12 protein-coding genes and 1 tRNA gene are annotated in these 16,111 nt (G+C 57.4%); 7 read left to right on the top strand and 6 right to left on the bottom strand.

Features of this window, described 5'->3' with window-relative positions:
- Positions 1–156 precede the first annotated feature (156 nt).
- Entirely contained in the window at positions 157–1,809 is a 1,653-nt protein-coding gene (locus tag ACFOZ5_RS08600) for an electron transfer flavoprotein-ubiquinone oxidoreductase (protein WP_379886626.1), read from the bottom strand.
- A 718-nt stretch (positions 1,810–2,527) separates the two neighbouring features.
- Between ACFOZ5_RS08600 and ACFOZ5_RS08595 the strand changes: the two genes are divergently transcribed.
- From ACFOZ5_RS08595 to ACFOZ5_RS08585, 3 genes are all read left to right on the top strand, one after another.
- On the top strand, positions 2,528–3,277 hold the full coding sequence (locus ACFOZ5_RS08595; RefSeq protein ID WP_379886625.1) for an electron transfer flavoprotein subunit beta/FixA family protein: 750 nt from the start codon (positions 2,528–2,530) through the stop codon (positions 3,275–3,277).
- Positions 3,278–4,219 (top strand): electron transfer flavoprotein subunit alpha/FixB family protein, encoded by a 942-nt coding sequence (locus tag ACFOZ5_RS08590; protein WP_379886624.1) that lies wholly within the window; start codon positions 3,278–3,280, stop codon positions 4,217–4,219.
- 161 nt (positions 4,220–4,380) lie between these two features.
- Positions 4,381–5,625 carry a saccharopine dehydrogenase family protein gene (locus ACFOZ5_RS08585; RefSeq protein ID WP_379886623.1) on the top strand — a complete coding sequence of 415 codons (1,245 nt, stop codon included), beginning with the start codon at positions 4,381–4,383 and terminating at the stop codon, positions 5,623–5,625.
- Here ACFOZ5_RS08585 and cydC read toward each other — a convergent pair.
- Genes cydC through ACFOZ5_RS08565 form a run of 4 tightly spaced genes read right to left on the bottom strand, consistent with a single transcriptional unit; the run spans position 5,622 to position 11,352 of the window.
- Positions 5,622–7,265 carry a thiol reductant ABC exporter subunit CydC gene (cydC, locus tag ACFOZ5_RS08580; protein ID WP_379886622.1) on the bottom strand — a complete coding sequence of 548 codons (1,644 nt, stop codon included), beginning with the start codon at positions 7,263–7,265 and terminating at the stop codon, positions 5,622–5,624. The genes ACFOZ5_RS08585 and cydC overlap by 4 nt on opposite strands.
- Complete coding sequence (cydD, locus tag ACFOZ5_RS08575) at positions 7,258–8,937, bottom strand: thiol reductant ABC exporter subunit CydD (protein ID WP_379886621.1); 1,680 nt, start codon at positions 8,935–8,937, stop codon at positions 7,258–7,260. Before cydD ends, cydC begins: the two co-directional genes overlap by 8 nt.
- Entirely contained in the window at positions 8,937–9,938 is a 1,002-nt protein-coding gene (cydB, locus tag ACFOZ5_RS08570) for a cytochrome d ubiquinol oxidase subunit II (RefSeq protein ID WP_379886620.1), read from the bottom strand. The genes cydD and cydB overlap by 1 nt, the downstream gene beginning before the upstream one ends.
- A gap of 1 nt (position 9,939) precedes the next feature.
- Positions 9,940–11,352: a cytochrome ubiquinol oxidase subunit I gene (locus tag ACFOZ5_RS08565; protein ID WP_379886619.1), complete on the bottom strand. Its 1,413-nt coding sequence runs from the start codon at positions 11,350–11,352 to the stop codon at positions 9,940–9,942.
- A 178-nt stretch (positions 11,353–11,530) separates the two neighbouring features.
- On the opposite strand from ACFOZ5_RS08565, the gene ACFOZ5_RS08560 reads away from it, so the two are divergent.
- From ACFOZ5_RS08560 to ACFOZ5_RS08545, 4 genes are all read left to right on the top strand, one after another.
- Positions 11,531–12,154: a class I SAM-dependent methyltransferase gene (locus ACFOZ5_RS08560; protein WP_379886618.1), complete on the top strand. Its 624-nt coding sequence runs from the start codon at positions 11,531–11,533 to the stop codon at positions 12,152–12,154.
- 86 nt (positions 12,155–12,240) lie between these two features.
- Positions 12,241–12,327, top strand: a tRNA-Leu gene (locus ACFOZ5_RS08555).
- A 273-nt stretch (positions 12,328–12,600) separates the two neighbouring features.
- Entirely contained in the window at positions 12,601–13,365 is a 765-nt protein-coding gene (locus ACFOZ5_RS08550; RefSeq protein ID WP_379886617.1) for a hypothetical protein, read from the top strand.
- A 250-nt stretch (positions 13,366–13,615) separates the two neighbouring features.
- Positions 13,616–14,599 carry a hypothetical protein gene (locus ACFOZ5_RS08545; RefSeq protein ID WP_379886616.1) on the top strand — a complete coding sequence of 328 codons (984 nt, stop codon included), beginning with the start codon at positions 13,616–13,618 and terminating at the stop codon, positions 14,597–14,599.
- 196 nt (positions 14,600–14,795) lie between these two features.
- On the opposite strand, the gene ACFOZ5_RS08540 is transcribed toward ACFOZ5_RS08545, so the two are convergent.
- A complete protein-coding gene (locus ACFOZ5_RS08540) occupies positions 14,796–15,395 on the bottom strand; it encodes a hypothetical protein (RefSeq protein ID WP_379886615.1) in 600 nt (199 codons plus the stop codon).
- Between the last annotated feature and the right edge of the window lie 716 nt (positions 15,396–16,111).

Here is a 16,111-nt window from a genome sequence, read left to right as displayed (position 1 = left end):
AAGCCCAGGTTGTAATCACGCTGCGTGCGCTTCTTCCGGGTGGGAGTATCGTTGCCCATCTGCTCATTCTCCAGATGACAACGTATTTCAGGACGGGACACCGCACAAAAAAAGGCCGGGGCGTTGGCCCCGGCCTTTTCTGTACCGAACCGTCTGTTACATGTTCGGGTAGTTGGGGCCGCCGCCCCCTTCGGGCGTTACCCAGGTAATGTTCTGGGCCGGATCCTTGATGTCACAGGTTTTACAGTGGACACAGTTCTGGGCATTGATCTGGAACTTCTTGCCACTGCCATCTTCCGCTTCCACCACCTCGTAGACACCGGCCGGACAGTAACGCTGTGCCGGCTCGTTGTACTTGGGCAGGTTGTGCTCGATGGGGATCGACGGATCCTTCAGCTTCAGGTGAATCGGCTGATCTTCCTCATGGTTGGTGTTGGAGATAAACACCGAGGACAGCTTATCAAAGGTAAAGGTGTTATCCGGCTTCGGGTAGTCGATCTTCTTGCACTGGTCGGCCGGCTTCATGGTGGCGTAGTCGGGCACCGTGTCGTGGAACGTCATCGGTAGCGGGCGACGGAGAATATTCTGTTCCATAAAGGCAATGGCACCGCCGCCGATCTGGCCGAACTTGTGCATTGCAGGAGAGAAGTTGTGCTCCTTGAACAGTTCTTTATACAGCCAGCTGTTTTCGAAACGCTCCTGGAAGCTGGTAATTTCATCACCGTTCTTGCCTTCCTTGAGAGCCTCGAACACGGCCTCGGCACCCAGCAGCCCCGATTTCATGGCGGTGTGAGAGCCCTTGATCTTGGAAGAGTTCAGGGTGCCGGCGTCACAGCCCAGCAGCAAGCCACCCGGGAAGCTCATCTTCGGCAGGGAGTTCAGGCCGCCCTTGGTGAGGGCGCGGGCCCCATAGGAGACGCGCTTGCCACCTTCCAGATACTTGCGGTATTCCGGTTGGAGCTTCAGTCGCTGCATCTCATGGAACGGGCTGACATGGGGGTTACTGTACGACAGGTCGGTAATCAGACCCACGTACACCTGACCATTTTCCAGGTGATACAGGAACGAGCCACCGGTGGTGCCGGATTCGCTCAGAGGCCAGCCAAGGGCGTGAACGACCAGGCCTGGTTCATGTTTCTCAGGGTCGATGTCCCACAGTTCCTTGATGCCGATGCCGTAATGCTGCGGGTCCTTGCCTTCGTCCAGCTTGAAATCGTTGATCAGGCGCTTGCCCAGATGACCGCGGCAGCCTTCCGTGAACAGGGTGTACTTGGCGCGCAGCTCCATACCCGGCATGTAACCGTCTTTCTCGCCGCCGTCGCGGGCAACGCCCATATCACCGGTAATGATGCCCTTGACCTGGCCATCTTCGACGATGGTTTCTGCTGCCGGGAAACCCGGGTAGACTTCGACGCCCAGCGCTTCCGCCTGCTCGGCCAGCCAGCGGCACAGGTTGCCCAGGCTGATGATGTAGTTGCCTTCGTTGTGCATGCTCTTGGGTACGAAAGCATTCGGGATCTTGGTGGCCTTGTCCTGACTCTTCATGAAGAAGATATCGTCCCGGGTAACCGGGGTGTTCAGGGGGGCGCCACGCTCTTTCCAGTCAGGGAAGAGTTCGTTCAGAGCCGTCGGCTCGAACACAGTGCCCGCCAGGATATGGGCGCCGATCTCGGAGCCTTTCTCCACGACACAAACGGTCAGTTCTTCGCCGGCCTCCTGCGCCAGTTGCATGGTGCGACAGGCTGCAGAGAGACCCGCTGGGCCCCCGCCGACGATCAGAACATCAAATTCCATTGATTCGCGTTCCACGTTGGTCTCCTCAAACTTCTCATCAGTTGAACAGAAGGAATCTGGCACGTTCGGGTGCTGACCGAATTCAACCCAGGGCAGGGGGCGTGGGCCCCGCTGCTCGCAACCCTTCATGTGTTGTGCGCAGAACCAAACCTGCGGTTATCGCTATAGCCTCTCGGGCTGGCCCTGCACATGGCGAAAAACGCCTATGATACCGGACGGGCCGCCGTTTAACGACAGTGTAACCTGCTTTTTGCTCAGTTCAAACGACCGTTTGAATGCGGAGTGTTTTTCTGGCATCTTGTTGTCCGCGCTACCGATTGGGCGCTTTCGGGGTAATGCCAACCGGGTAGCAAGCAAAGAGAACTGTAACATATTTTGCGGAACAGTGTTTCAAAAACGGGCGTTAAAGGGCCTTTCAGGGGGCAAAATCAGAACAGGTGCTGTCTTCCGGGGTGACCAAACCAATCCGGAACGCGCCACAGATCCGTACCAATACGGTATTGACTATTGACCCACCGGGTCTTTGCCGTCAGTATTATGGCGCCCTGACAGCAGGTCCAACGGAGTTTTTGCTGTTTAGATCAATGTTCGGCTGCAGCTCCCGTGCGGTCGAAGCGACAGGAATCATGAATACTCTGGTGTTGCCACGTTGGCGGATGTCGTCCCCGGCGGGCTGGTCGAGAGTTTTTTTGATTACGAGTCATTAAACCCATCGTAGAAGAACGAGGAATCTATGAAGGTTCTGGTCGCTGTAAAACGAGTTATCGACTACAACGTGAAGGTACGCGTCAAGCCGGACAACTCCGGTGTTGATCTTGCCAACGTCAAGATGGCGATGAACCCTTTCTGTGAAATCGCTGTAGAAGAAGCGGTTCGTCTCAAGGAAAAGGGCGTTGCCAGTGAGATCGTCGTGGTCTCCATTGGCCCGAAGGCTGCTCAGGAGCAAATCCGTACAGCCCTGGCACTGGGTGCGGACCGCGGTATCCATGTTCAGACGGACGAAGAAGTCCAGTCGCTGGAAGCCGCCAAGCTGCTCAAGGCCGTTGTCGAGAAAGAAGAGCCGAAGATGGTTATCCTCGGCAAGCAGTCCATTGACTCCGACAACAACCAGACTGGCCAGATGCTTGCCGCACTGACCGGCTGGGGGCAGGGCACTTTCGCTTCCGAGGTAGTTGTTGAAGGCGAAAAGGTCAATGTGACCCGTGAGGTTGACGGCGGTCTCATGACCCTGTCGCTGAACCTGCCTGCGGTGATTACCACAGACCTGCGTCTGAACGAGCCACGTTACGCTTCCCTGCCGAACATCATGAAGGCCAAGAAGAAGCCGCTGGATGCCACCACGCCGGCTGACCTGGGTGTTGAGATTGCGCCCCGCTTGGAAACCGTCAAGGTTGAAGCGCCGGCCTCCCGCAAGGCTGGTATCAAGGTGGAAGACGTAGCCCAGCTGGTCGACAAACTGAAGAACGAAGCGAAGGTGATCTAAATGAGCATCCTTGTATTTGCTGAACACGATAACAGCAGCCTGAAGCAGGCTACCCTGAGTGTCCTGGCGGCTGCCAAGGAAATCGGTGGCGATATCGACGTTCTGGTTGCCGGCGACAACTGCAGTGCCGTTGCCGAGCAGGCTGCCAAGGCCGAGGGCGTGAACAAGGTCCTGCTGGCTGAGAACGCTGCCTATGGCCACAACCTGGGCGAGAACCTGGGTGAGCTGGTTGCCGAAGCTGGCAAGGGCTACAGCCACATCCTGGCCGCTGCCGGCACCACCGGCAAGGACTTCATGCCCCGCGTTGCAGCCCTGCTGGACGTTGCCCAGGTTTCCGACATCATGGGCGTGGTGGACGCTGACACCTTTGTTCGTCCGATCTATGCCGGTAACGCCATTGCGACCGTCAAGTCCAAGGACAGCACCAAGGTGATCACCGTTCGCCCGACCGCATTCGACCCGGTTGCCGGCGAAGGTGGTTCTGCCTCCGTTGAGAGCCTGGACGTGGTCAAGGACGCTGGCGTTTCCTCCTTCGTGAGTGAAGAGCTGGCCCAGTCCGACCGTCCTGACCTGGCAAGTGCCGGTATCGTCATCTCCGGTGGCCGGGGCATGCAGAACGGTGAAAACTTCAAGATGCTGGAGCAGGTTGCCGACCTGCTGGGTGCTGCAGTGGGCGCTTCCCGTGCCGCTGTTGACGCCGGCTTCGTACCGAACGACATGCAGGTTGGTCAGACCGGCAAGATCGTTGCCCCGCAGCTGTACATCGCCGTGGGCATCTCCGGTGCCATCCAGCACCTGGCCGGTATGGGCGACTCCAAGGTGATCGTTGCGATCAACAAGGACGAAGAGGCCCCGATCTTCCAGGTGGCTGACTACGGCCTGGTTGCCGACCTGTTCGAAGCGATTCCTCAGTTCGAAGAGGAACTGAAGAAGGTTCTGTAACATCCTGCTTCAGAAAGAAAAAGGGGCGCTTGCGAGCGCCCCTTTTTTTATGCCCGGATAACGGAATCGGGCGTGGTTGTTGTGATCGGCTCTGCTATGCTGAAACCCTCTGAATGCTTATCCACCTCAACCTGCTATCGCAACTGACAGGAGATACCCGCATGGATCCCAGGTACGACATCGTACTTTTTGGTGCCACCAGTTTTGTCGGCAAAATCCTGACGCGCCGCCTGGCCGAACGACACGGCTTTGGTAAAACCGGGAAAGGCGAGGTCCGTTGGGCCATTGCGGGGCGTTCGAAGGCGAAGCTTGACCGCCTGAAGGACGACCTTGGCCCGGCAGCGGTGGACCTGCCCATGGTGATTGCCGATGCCGCCGATGAGGATTCCCTGGCGGCCATGTGCGAGCAGACCCGCGTGGTGGTCTCCACGGTGGGGCCCTATGCCCTGTATGGCGAACCGCTGGTGCGGGCGTGTGTCGACAGTGGTACGGATTACTGCGACCTGACCGGCGAGGTGCAGTGGATCCGTCGCATGATCCAGCTGTACGAGGAGCGAGCGAAGAGTACCGGGGCCCGCATCGTCCATTGCTGCGGTTTCGATTCGATTCCGTCGGACATGGGTGTATGGCACCTGCAGCAGGAAGCCGTGGCCCGGTTCGGGCAGCCCTGCGAACGGGTGAAAATGCGCGTCAAGGCCGCCAAAGGGGGGCTGTCCGGGGGTACCATTGCCAGCCTGATGAATGTGGTCAAGGAAGCCGCCTCAAACCCGGCGCTGCGCAAGGAGCTGGCCAACCCGTTCTCCCTGTGTCCTGCGGACCACCGGTCGGTTCAGCGCCAGCCCAACGTCAAGGCGGCGGAGTTCGACGCTGACCTGGAATCCTGGGTGGCCCCCTTCCTGATGGCGGCCATCAACACCCGCGTGGTGCATCGCTCAAACGCCCTGCTGGAAGCCCCATACGGCACTGAATTCCAGTATGACGAAGCCATGGTTACTGGCCGTGGCTGGAAAGGTCGTGGGCGGGCACTGGCCATGGCCGGAGCCATGGGCGGTTTTACCCTGGCAACCGCTATCAAGCCAACCCGCTGGGCACTGGAACGGTTTGTATTGCCCGAGCCTGGTGAAGGCCCCGACCAGAAAGCCCAGGAAAAGGGTTTCTACGATCTGCGCTTTATCGGCACGACCGAGGGTGGCCAGACCCTGACCACGAAAGTAACGGGGCAGGGCGACCCGGGTTATGGCTCAACCAGCCGGATGCTGGCCCAGGCAGCGGAATGTCTTGCGTTCGATGTGCCCAAAGAGACCGCCGGGGGATTCTGGACACCGTCGAGCCTGATGGACGGCGACCTGCTGAAACGGCTGCAGGCAAATGCGGAAATGACCTTCGAGGTGCTGTCCGAAAGCTAGCGGGCTGGAAGATCGAGGTCAATCCTTTGGTCGGTGGCGGGTATTGCATCGGTACTATGAGCTGAAAAGATACAGGTCCGGTTCGCCAGCCAGGGCTCGATCCGGGCCTCGATCTGCTCGCGGGTGTGGCTGTCTACCCCGGTAAACGGCTCGTCCAGCAGCAACAGCCAGCCGGGGCGAAGCAGGGCCCTGGCCAGCGCGACACGTCGTCTTTCGCCACCGGACAGCAATCGGCCCTGGTCGCCAATCCAGGTGTCCAGCCCGTGGGGTAGCCTTCCCAGCAGGTCCGACAACGCGACCGCCTCCAGCACGTCCATCAGTTCCTGATCGGAAGCCTCCGGTTTCGCCATGGCCAGGTTGGCCCGCAGGCTGTCGCTGAAGAAGTGCGTGTTCTGGCGGAGATAGCTGACGCAGCTTCGCCAGCCCCCGAGTTGCGACGGCGTGACGCCTTTGCCGGCCAGTTTTAGCTCCCCCTCAATGGCGGTGCCTGCCATTCCCGCCAGGTGGTCGAGCAGCGTTGACTTGCCTGACCCGGACCGTCCGACAAGCGCCAGTCGCTGCCCGGGCGGTAGTTGCACGGTGACAGGGTTGAACAGGGGCTCGCCATGGCGAATGGCGGCCACCGCTTCCAGGGTGATATCGCCGGGGGCCGGTGGCTCGGCTTCCGGTCGGGGCTCGCCGCCCTCACCGTTCAGCCGGGACGCGGCCCCTATGGTAGCCCCCAGGCGGCCAAAGGCAGCCGGCAGGCCAGTGAAGGCTTCCCCCAGCCCGAGTATGGCCAGCGTGAACAGCAGGGCTACCGGACCACTGAGATGGCCCCCTCGCCAGAGGTCGAGGCCAGCCCAGAGTGCCAGCAGCACCGCGAACTGGATAGCCATCAGGGTAATACCGTTGGTGATGGCGGTACGGCTCTCGGTGGTCAGCTTCAGCTGATCCAGGCCCCGGCTTTCGGCAAGCAGCTGCCGGGTTTCGCTGGTCCAGCGATGGGCGCCCTGCAGCTCACCCATGCCCTCGATGGCGTCCACGAACCGACCCCTGAGAGCCTCCTCCCCGAAACCCTGGCGTTTGCCCGGGCCATGGGTGAACAGCGCCAGCAGGTACAGTACCGGCAGTAACAGCAGCAGGGGCAACAGTGACCAGAGCATCAGCGGGGCAACCGTTGCCAACACCACGGCCAGGATTACCAGGCCCGCAACCGCCATTGCGGGCGGCGCGACCAGCTGAAGGTAGAGCGTATCCAGGGTATCGATGTCACGGGTCAGACGGTTAAGCCAGTCGGCGGCTCGCCGGCCCCCCAGGGTGCCCGGCGCCGCTGCCGCAAGACGCCCGAAGAAGACCACGCGGATATCCGCCAGCAGGCGTAGCACCGTATCGTGGTTATAGAGCCGTTCAACATAGCGTGAGACCGTACGGGCAAGGGCAAAGAAGCGGATGCCGCCGCCTGGGGTGTAGATGTTCAGGTGGGCATTGACCCCGGCGGCCATCAGTAACCCGGTCAGCGCCGTGGCGGTGATAAACCAGCCGGACAGCGCCAGCAGCCCCACACCCGCCAGAATCGTCGCGAACATCAACAGGCCACCGATCATCAGCCGTCGCCGATGGGCCGATAGCAGACGGAACCACGGCCAGAGCTCACCCATGGAGCAACCTCCCGTCACTGAGCGACAGCCGGCGATCGGCCGTATCCCTGAACGCCGGGTGATGACTGGCAATTACCACGGTGGTGCCCCGCTGCCGAAGGGTTGCGATGGCATCAATCACCTGTTGCTCACTCTGGGCGTCCAGACCGGCTGTAGGCTCGTCCATCAGCACCAGTCGATAGTCGGCCAGGAACAGCCGTGCCAGGGCCAGCCGTCGGGCCTGGCCGCCGGAGAGCCCCGCGCCACCTTCCTGTATACGGGTATCGAGGCCATCGGGGCGTTCGCTGACCAGCGACTTGAGGCCGACCTGTGCCAGCGCGGACAACAGTTGCTCGTCCGCGGCATCCGGCGCCACCAGCCGCAGGTTGCCGGCCCAGGTGTCCTGACGGATAAAGGGCGTTTGCCCCAGCCAGCCAAAGGGCTCACTGCCGGGAGACCGGCCAAAGGTATGCACCGCCCCTGCGGAGGGCGCCAGAAATCCGGCCATGATGTTGAGCAGGGTGGATTTGCCACTTCCGGAGGCACCCTCGAGCAGTACCAGCTCTCCCGGCTGAATGCTCAGGGAGACATCGGCCAGACCGGTCCGCCCATCATCAAAGGTAACGGTGAGGTGGTCGATCCGGACCGCCTCGTCAGGGCTGGCAGCGTCGCCTACAGGCTTGTCGGCGGATTCGTACGGTTCGCCGTCACCCAGCCGGGCACGTAGCTGGGCCGCGGCGCCCAGGGCGGTCGCGCGGTCGTGGTAGTGCTGGGCGAGCTGCCGCAGGGGCTGGAAGAACTCCGGTGCGAGTAGCAGGACGAACAGCCCCGAGAACAGCGTCAGTTGCGGCGAGGGGCCATACTGGATGTAGCCCAGCAGGCCAAAGCCGATGTAAATCGCGATGACCGCAATGGCCACCGAGGCAAAGAACTCGAGCACGGCGGACGACAGGAAGGCAACCCGCAGGGTTTTCAGGTTAATGCGCCGATAATCATCGGTCGCTGCTGCAATATCCGCCGTGGCGGGCGCCGTGTACTGGAACAGTTGCAGTGTGGTCAGGCCCCTGAGCCGGTCCAGGAAATGGCCGGACAGACGCCCGAGGGTTTCCATGTGTTGCTGGTTCAGCTTCTCCGCCCCCATGCCGACCAGTGCCATGAACAACGGGATCAGCGGGGCGGAAAGCAGCAGGAACAGGGCAGCCAGCCAGTCCAGCCACAGCACCGTTGCCAGAATCATCACCGGCACTGACACACACAGGATCATCTGGGGCAGGTAGTGGGCGTAGTAGCCGTGCAGGGCCTCCACCTGGTCGATCCATTCCGATGCCAGGGTGCCGGAGGATTGCCGCGCAAGGCGGGCCGAACCAAGCCGCCCGAACCGTTCGAGGAGATCCTCGCGGAGCCGGGCGCGAACCTCATCGCTGGCTTGCGCCGCAAAGCGGTTCTGACCGGCAATGGCGGTTGCCCTCACGCCAATGGCGACAACGACCAACAGGGCAACCCACAGCAGATTGGTGGCGCCGGAGGACTCAACCAGAGCCGCATGGGCAATCCAGGCAATACCGGCCAGCTGGCCTATGGTCGCCAGGGCCGCCAGTGATCCGGCCAGGGCGGCCCGCCGGATGTGGGGAAGGGCAGGACGCTGGCGTTCTTTCAGCCAGCGCGCTGCCTCTCTGCCGGAAGGCTGTGACACTAATGGTATCCCGCGTCAGCCCGCACCTTGCCCCGGAACACCCAGTAGGTCCAGGCGGTATAGCCCAGTACCACCGGGATCACGAACAGCAGACCCAGCAACAGGAACAGCTGTGAGCCATAGGCCGACGATGCATCCCACAGGGTATAGTCCGGCGGCACCACGTAGGGCCATTTGCTGACGATGAGCCCGAGATAGGTAAAGATGAACAGCCCCATGGTGGCCACGAATGGCATGCCATCCTGGTGGCGGCGTACCGAGCGGAAAATGGTATAGGCGCAGACCAGTCCCAGGGCCGGGAATACCCAGATCAGGCTCAGGTTGTTGAACCAACGGTCACGGACGAACGGATCCACGAACGGCGTCCACACACTGATGATTATGAACACAACCAGCACGGCAATCAGCAGCGGAATCACCAGCCTTCGTGCCCATTGCTGGAGCCGGTCTTCCGTTTTCAGGACCAGCCAGGTGGCCCCCAGCAGCGCGTAACCGGCCAGCAGGCCCAGCCCGGTGAGAACCGTAAAGGGTGTCAGCCAGTCCAGGGCACCGCCGGTATAGACACGATTGGCGGTCTCGAAGCCCTGGATGTAGGCACCAACCACCACCCCCTGGGCGAAGGCCGCCACGGTCGAGCCGCCGGCAAAGGCCCAGTTCCAGAGGTAACGGGACGTGTTGGCCTTGAAGCGGAACTCGAAGGCCACGCCCCGGAAGATCAGCCCGGCCAGCATCAGGAAGACACCGATATACAACGCCGGCAAGAGGATGGAATACACCAGCGGGAAGGCTGCCAGCAGCCCGGCGCCGCCAAGCACCAGCCAGGTCTCGTTGCCGTCCCACACCGGGGCCACCGAGTTCATCATGATATCCCGGGATTCTTCATCCGGGGCGAACGGAAACAGGATGCCCACGCCCAGGTCGAAACCGTCCATCAGAACGTACATGATGACGCCAAATCCAATAATAAATGCCCAGATCAGGGCCAGATCAAACAGTTCCATTTCAGTACCCCCCCTGACGGACAATGTCTTCATTGAATTCGAACGGAACGTGCGCGGCAGACATGGGGCGCTTGGGCCGGTCGGCCTCGTTGGTATCGTCCTTTGCCTCCAGACCGTCATGCAGAACCCGCATCAGGTAGTAGACGCCTGCGGAAAACACCAGCGCATAGACCACGATATAACCGATCAGGGTGAACAGGGCCATGCCACCGGTCAGTGAAGGGGTGAGCCCTTCGGCCTGGGTCATCATGCCGTAGACCAGCCAGGGCGCACGGCCCACCTCGGTCACAAACCAGCCGGCCAGAACCGCCAGGAACGGGGTAAACGACATCAGACGCAAGCCGTGGAGGAACCAGGGGGTTTTGGCGAACCGGCCCCCGGCACGCAGCACCAGGCCTGCCACCGCAAAGGCGATCATCAGGAAACCAAGGCCCACCATAATGCGGAAGGCCCAGAACACGATGGCCACCGGGGGCTGCTCGGCTACCGGCGCCTGGTCCAGCCCCGGTACCTCGCCGTCGAAGTCGTGGGCCAGAATCAGGCTGGCCAGCCCGGGAATACCCATTTCCAGATGGTTGGTCTGGTTGGCCTGATCGGGCAGGGCGAACAGCAGCAGTGGAACATTGGTGCCGGTCTCCCAGTTACCTTCCATGGCCGCAACCTTCACCGGCTGGTGTTCAAGGGTATTCAGGCCGTGGAAATCCCCGATAACGGCCTGTGCCGGCGTCATCACCAGCAGCATCCACAGGCACATGGAAAGCGCCTTGCGGTTGGCCTCAACTTCCCGCCCCCTGAGGAGATACCAGGCGCTAACGCCCGCTACAACAAACCCGCCGGTGAGGAACGAGGCCATCACCATATGCACAAAACGCCAGGGGAAGGAGGGATTGAAGATAGCCTCGGCCCAGGAAGTCACCTGGAACACGCCATCCTGGAACTCCACGCCAGCGGGGGTCTGCATCCAGCTGTTAGCCGAGAGTATCCAGAAGGACGAAATAAAGGTTCCGAAGGCAACCATTATCGCAGCGAACAGGTGGACCCCCGGAGGTACCTTGTCCCGACCGAACAGCAGTACGCCCAGGAAGGCTGCTTCCAGGAAGAACGCCGTCACCACCTCATAACTGAGCATGGGTCCGAGAAAGTTCGCCGTTGCCTGGGAAAAGTTTGACCAGTTGGTACCGAACTGGAACGACATAACAATGCCGGACACCACACCCATACCAAACACCACCGCGAATACCTTGGTCCAGAAAGTGGACAGTCGGGTCCAGGCCGGGTTTTCGGTTTTGAACGCAAGGCCTTCCAGTGCTGCGATATACGAGGCCAGGCCAATGGTAAACACGGGGAAAATTGCGTGGAAGGAAACCACGAACGCGAACTGGATCCGCGATAGCAACAGGGGGTCAAGCTCCATAAGGAACCTCCGGTAACCACAGTGATGGTGAAGATAACCTCCACCCGGGCTTACTGCCTCTCGTTTGTGCGGTTTTTGTTAGTACCGGCAGATGGTTATGATGCTACTCTCAAGACAGCATATTACCAATGGGGCGGAATGTCGCACTGCTTGTCCTAAATCAAGTATGGAGAACATCTTGGGATTTTACGACGATCGTGTCCTGCCACACATCATCGACAAGGCCTGCTCTGTTGGCCAGGTCATGAAACTTCGCAGCCAGATCGTGCCCCAGGCCACGGGCACGGTACTGGAAGTTGGTATGGGCTCAGGCACCAATCTGGAATTCTACAACCCGGACAGGGTAGACCTCGTCTACGGCCTGGAACCCTCCGAAGGCATGCGCCGCAAAGCCCGGGACAACCTCCAGCGCTCACCGGTGCCGGTCCAGTGGCTCGATCTTCCGGGTGAAAAGATTCCGCTTGCCGACAACAGTGTAGACACGATTCTGCTGACCTTCACACTCTGTACCATCCCCGATCACCGGGCAGCGCTGGACCAGATGTGGCGGGTACTCAGACCGGGTGGCGAGCTGCTGTTCCTGGAACATGGCGAGTCGCCGCACACCGGCATCCAGAAGTGGCAACACCGGATCACGCCGGGCTGGAAAAAGATAGCCGGCGGCTGTCACCTCAATCGCCCCATCGACAGCCTGATCCAGGGGGCGGGATTCACCATTTCAGAGCTGGCCAACTTCTACATGCCAAAGGCCCCCAGAATCGCCGGCTACCTGTACCAGGGCAGGGCGCACAAGCCCCTTTAGTGGAACTGTGACGCCTCAGCGCCGCGCCGAATTGCGTTGCGCGCCACGGCCTTATACAATCCGGGCCTTCAATCGCCCTCCGATCTGCCCGGGTGGTGAAATTGGTAGACACTGGAGACTTAAAATCTCTTGACCGTTAGGTCGTGCCGGTTCGAGTCCGGCCCCGGGCACCATTTATATCAATAAATTAGAGCAATATCAGGTTTCCATCCAAGAACATAGTTACGTTGTTTAGACGTACTGTAGACGAGTCGACAGTCTATCGTTAGGTGCAGCGGAAGTCGTGCTGAAGGTAGACGGGGACTGAACATCTCGATCAAGGTGACGATCAGTCCATTGGCGAGTCTGTCGTGGTCTTTATGCAAGACAGACGGTAGACGATTCCATTTGCAGTTAGGCAGTATTGAATTTAGTTACTTGCTGCATATAGAAAAAGGCCTTTGAAGATGTCGAACAAAAAATGCGAGCCCTGGCATGAGTTCTGGGACGACCGGTGGGAGGCGTACCGCGATTTTTTCCAGTTAATTATAGTACGCTACCTAATAATATGGTTCTCAGTGGTACCGGTCGTTGCGGGAATAGTTTCCCAATTACCTAGCCCTCTTGTAATTGAATTTGCCAATGTGACTCATGAAATCGAACTAATTATGCCTTTTAATTGGCAATTAATGTGGCTGTCTTCTTTGTTTTTCGTTTTCGCTTTGGCTATTTACAAAATATTTTGTCCGAAATTTATACAGGAATATAACAATTTCACAGACTATAATTCATTTGGGCATCATCCACGCTGGCTTGTATGGCAGGCACATAAGCTGCTAAAAAAGCTAGATAATTGTAATAAGGAAAAATTCTTCAAAAGACTTTGGGATAAAGGTTATTTGGAAGAGGTTAAAAGGAAAGGTCTGGCGGAATTGTGTAAAAAGCCAATTGTTGCGAAAAAGGAAACGTTTATTGTTTTCAAGGTTAGCGGAATCGCTTATAGATTTGGAATGCCGACCAATAAGGTTGACCAAGAGAATGAACCTGAAAAAGATGTTTTTTATGAGATCTTTGGAAGATACTCTCAAAGTAAAAAGCCTGCTCGCGTAACTATAAAGCTATTTCTCTTGGTTAGTTTGGTATTGTTTTTGATCGTTGTTGGTCAACATGTCTGGAATGGTAGCCTCTTTGTTTGGGATTGGGCGCAAGGTTTTATTAATGAGGCCGTATAAGTATTACGCTGGATTAACTAGCCAGGTCGCGTTTTGCGCCACTCCATTAAGGCTTGATTCATATAATCGATGTCAATTTTCTTGTGAGTATTGTTTCGCCGCGACACGACAAGGTTATGGTCGTGGAGAGGCACTTCAGATTGGAAACCCTAAGGCCCTCAGAGACCGATTGAAAAGGGTTTCGGAAGGAATCATAAGCTCAGCGCTTGACGAACTAATTAGCAGGAATGTTCCTTTTCAACTTGGAGGTATGTCCGATCCATTTATAGAAAAAGAAAAGGAGCGCGGAGTAACCTTAGAATACTTAAAAATACTAAATGAATACAGCTATCCAGTGATAATAAGTACAAAAAGCGATCAAATTATTCAAAAGGACTACTTAGACGTTCTAAGTGGGGCCAATGTTTATGTACGCTTTTCAACGACCATAGTTTCCTCAAGCCTAAGAGAGAAAATTGACCGTGGATGTCCACCGTTAGGCGATGTTGGATTTGCTGCTAGCGTCCTTGCGAAAAGAGATATTCCCGTTTGCTTTAGATTTCAGCCTATCGTCCCTGGCCACGAGCAGAGTTTTGACGAAGTGTTTGACGTCGCAAAGAAGGCCAACGTCAAGCATATTTCGGCCGAGTACCTGAAGTGTCCGATTGATGCTAATAGGAATTTTGGGAATTCGTTGGTTAGTTATTTGGGAGGGAACCCGATTGGGTACTATAAAAAGTTAGGTGCAGAGAAGCACGGTCGAGAATACGTGCTTCCTCTTGAATACCGCGCTCCGTGGTTGTTGGAATTCGCTAGTAAAGCTAAAGATAACAGAATCACATTTGGTTTTGCAGACAATGACTTGTTGCTGCATTCTGATGGTCAATCCTGTTGTTCAGCTTCTGACCTGTATTTGAAACAGGCAAATTTTTTCACCGCTAATATTGTTTCCTTGGCTAAATCTAAGCAATACGGTGATCTGATATATTTCAGTGACTATCTTTCTCGATGGCTACCTGAGTCATCGGTTTCAACTTATCTCAATTCTACTGCTAGATTAAAATCACCGAACTTTAAAGAGAACCAGTGGCTGCAGTATCTGAGGGAGATGTGGCTTGGTAGATATGGTGTGTTCTCTCCAGACTTTTTCGATAGTATCGAGAAGACCAATATGACTGACGTAAACGGTCTACCTGTTTATGTAAAGAGGAAATCGGGTTTCGTGAAGAGTCTAGAAACTAACGCGTCGAATTGAATATATTTGAAGGAATAGTTCCGTTTGAATGAGCACAGAACTATAAAGGTTATGCAATAATATTTTCGAGAGAATATGCGAAATAAACTGATCAATAACCAATACAGAGATTTGATGGAAAGTTTAGCTGATCTTAATCAGAATAGTCGAAAGAGTGCCAGGCACTGGTAAAAGAAGGTTCTCGAGCCAGTGCATGTTACTCACCGCTGAAATGCGGCGATTCCACCAAAGCTCTGACGACCTCTGTTGTCAGGCTGGAAGCGAAAGCGCTCTCGGTGACGTTAACCGCGCCGCTGCCCTCGGTTCTGGCGTCTCCGAGCCAAGCCGTTTCTCGGGTGTCGGCATCCACCAAAACGATGCGGGCATGAGCCTGCCGTGAGAACGCGGTAAGTGCCATGGACGAGGATTGCCCGGTGACCTGATTGCCGTAGACGTTGGCACTGCCGAAGGTCTGGTAACCGATGTTTCGGGCAGAGGATTGGTCGGCGCCGGAGAGCAGAACAACCAGGGCCCCTATGTCTTTGTGGTTCAGAGCGGTGAAAACTTCGTCCGCCGGATGGCTGCGTGTCGGAGGAAACATTTGGTTGAACGGGGCGCAGGTAATGCCTTTGGACTGGAACTTCTCACAGATGCCACCCTCCAATCTGGCCGCCCGCTCAAGCCCGGCGCCCTCAGCAACGACCACCACGCTGTCATACTGCGAATCCCGATAGTCCGGGTCAGAGTACCCGGTGATACTGGTAGATGCACAGCCTGCCAAAAGCCCCGCCAAAACAACCGCAATCAGCCCTCGCATGAATCACTCCCTCCATGAATGTGAAGCAACCATAGCACAAAGCTACACGTCAGCCAGTTCTTCTTAGGTGGCAGGCGCTAGTTAAAAAGAGAGCTCCAACCAGTAACCTTGGTCACCGATTAAGGGCGGGGATTTCAGTCCAATCGGCGAGAATGCGCTTTTGGCGACAGGTTTTCTAGTAAATCAGCAGCTTAAAGAGTTACAGGCACTGGTCAAAAAGGGAACGTCGCCCGGCAACCTTGGGCGCTGACTAAGGGCAGGGAATGCAGTCCAATCGGCGAGAGTGAGCTTTTGGCGACAGATTCGGTGATAGATCAGTGAAATTCGCTGAATTCGTGGCACAGCTGGTCCCTGGCATCAGCCAGTAGAGTCTAGTTCGGGAGAGAAGGGAGCGTCAGGCCGCGGATCGTCGCCGGTCCAGGTGAGCCCGCCGGTTGTCGTGGTATCGGTCTTCGAATTCCGTGGCTTCGGCAAGCCATTCCTCGGTATTCATTCCGAGTCTTTTCAGGATGGGCGGTTGGTGTTCCGGAACGGGAAAGAGTGACAGGCGGGAAAGAGTGACAGGCACTGGTGAACGGGCACTGGTGAACGGGAAAGAGTGAACGGGAAAGAGGGGAAAGAGTGACAGGCACTGGTAAAAAAGGGAACGTCGCCCGGCAACCTTGGGCGCTGACAGAGGGCAGGGAATGCAGTCCAATCGGCGAGAGTGAGCTTTT

This window comes from Marinobacter lacisalsi, from assembly GCF_042651045.1.
Lineage (GTDB): Bacteria > Pseudomonadota > Gammaproteobacteria > Pseudomonadales > Oleiphilaceae > Marinobacter > Marinobacter lacisalsi.
This window is presented reverse-complemented; position numbering and strand designations above follow the sequence as displayed.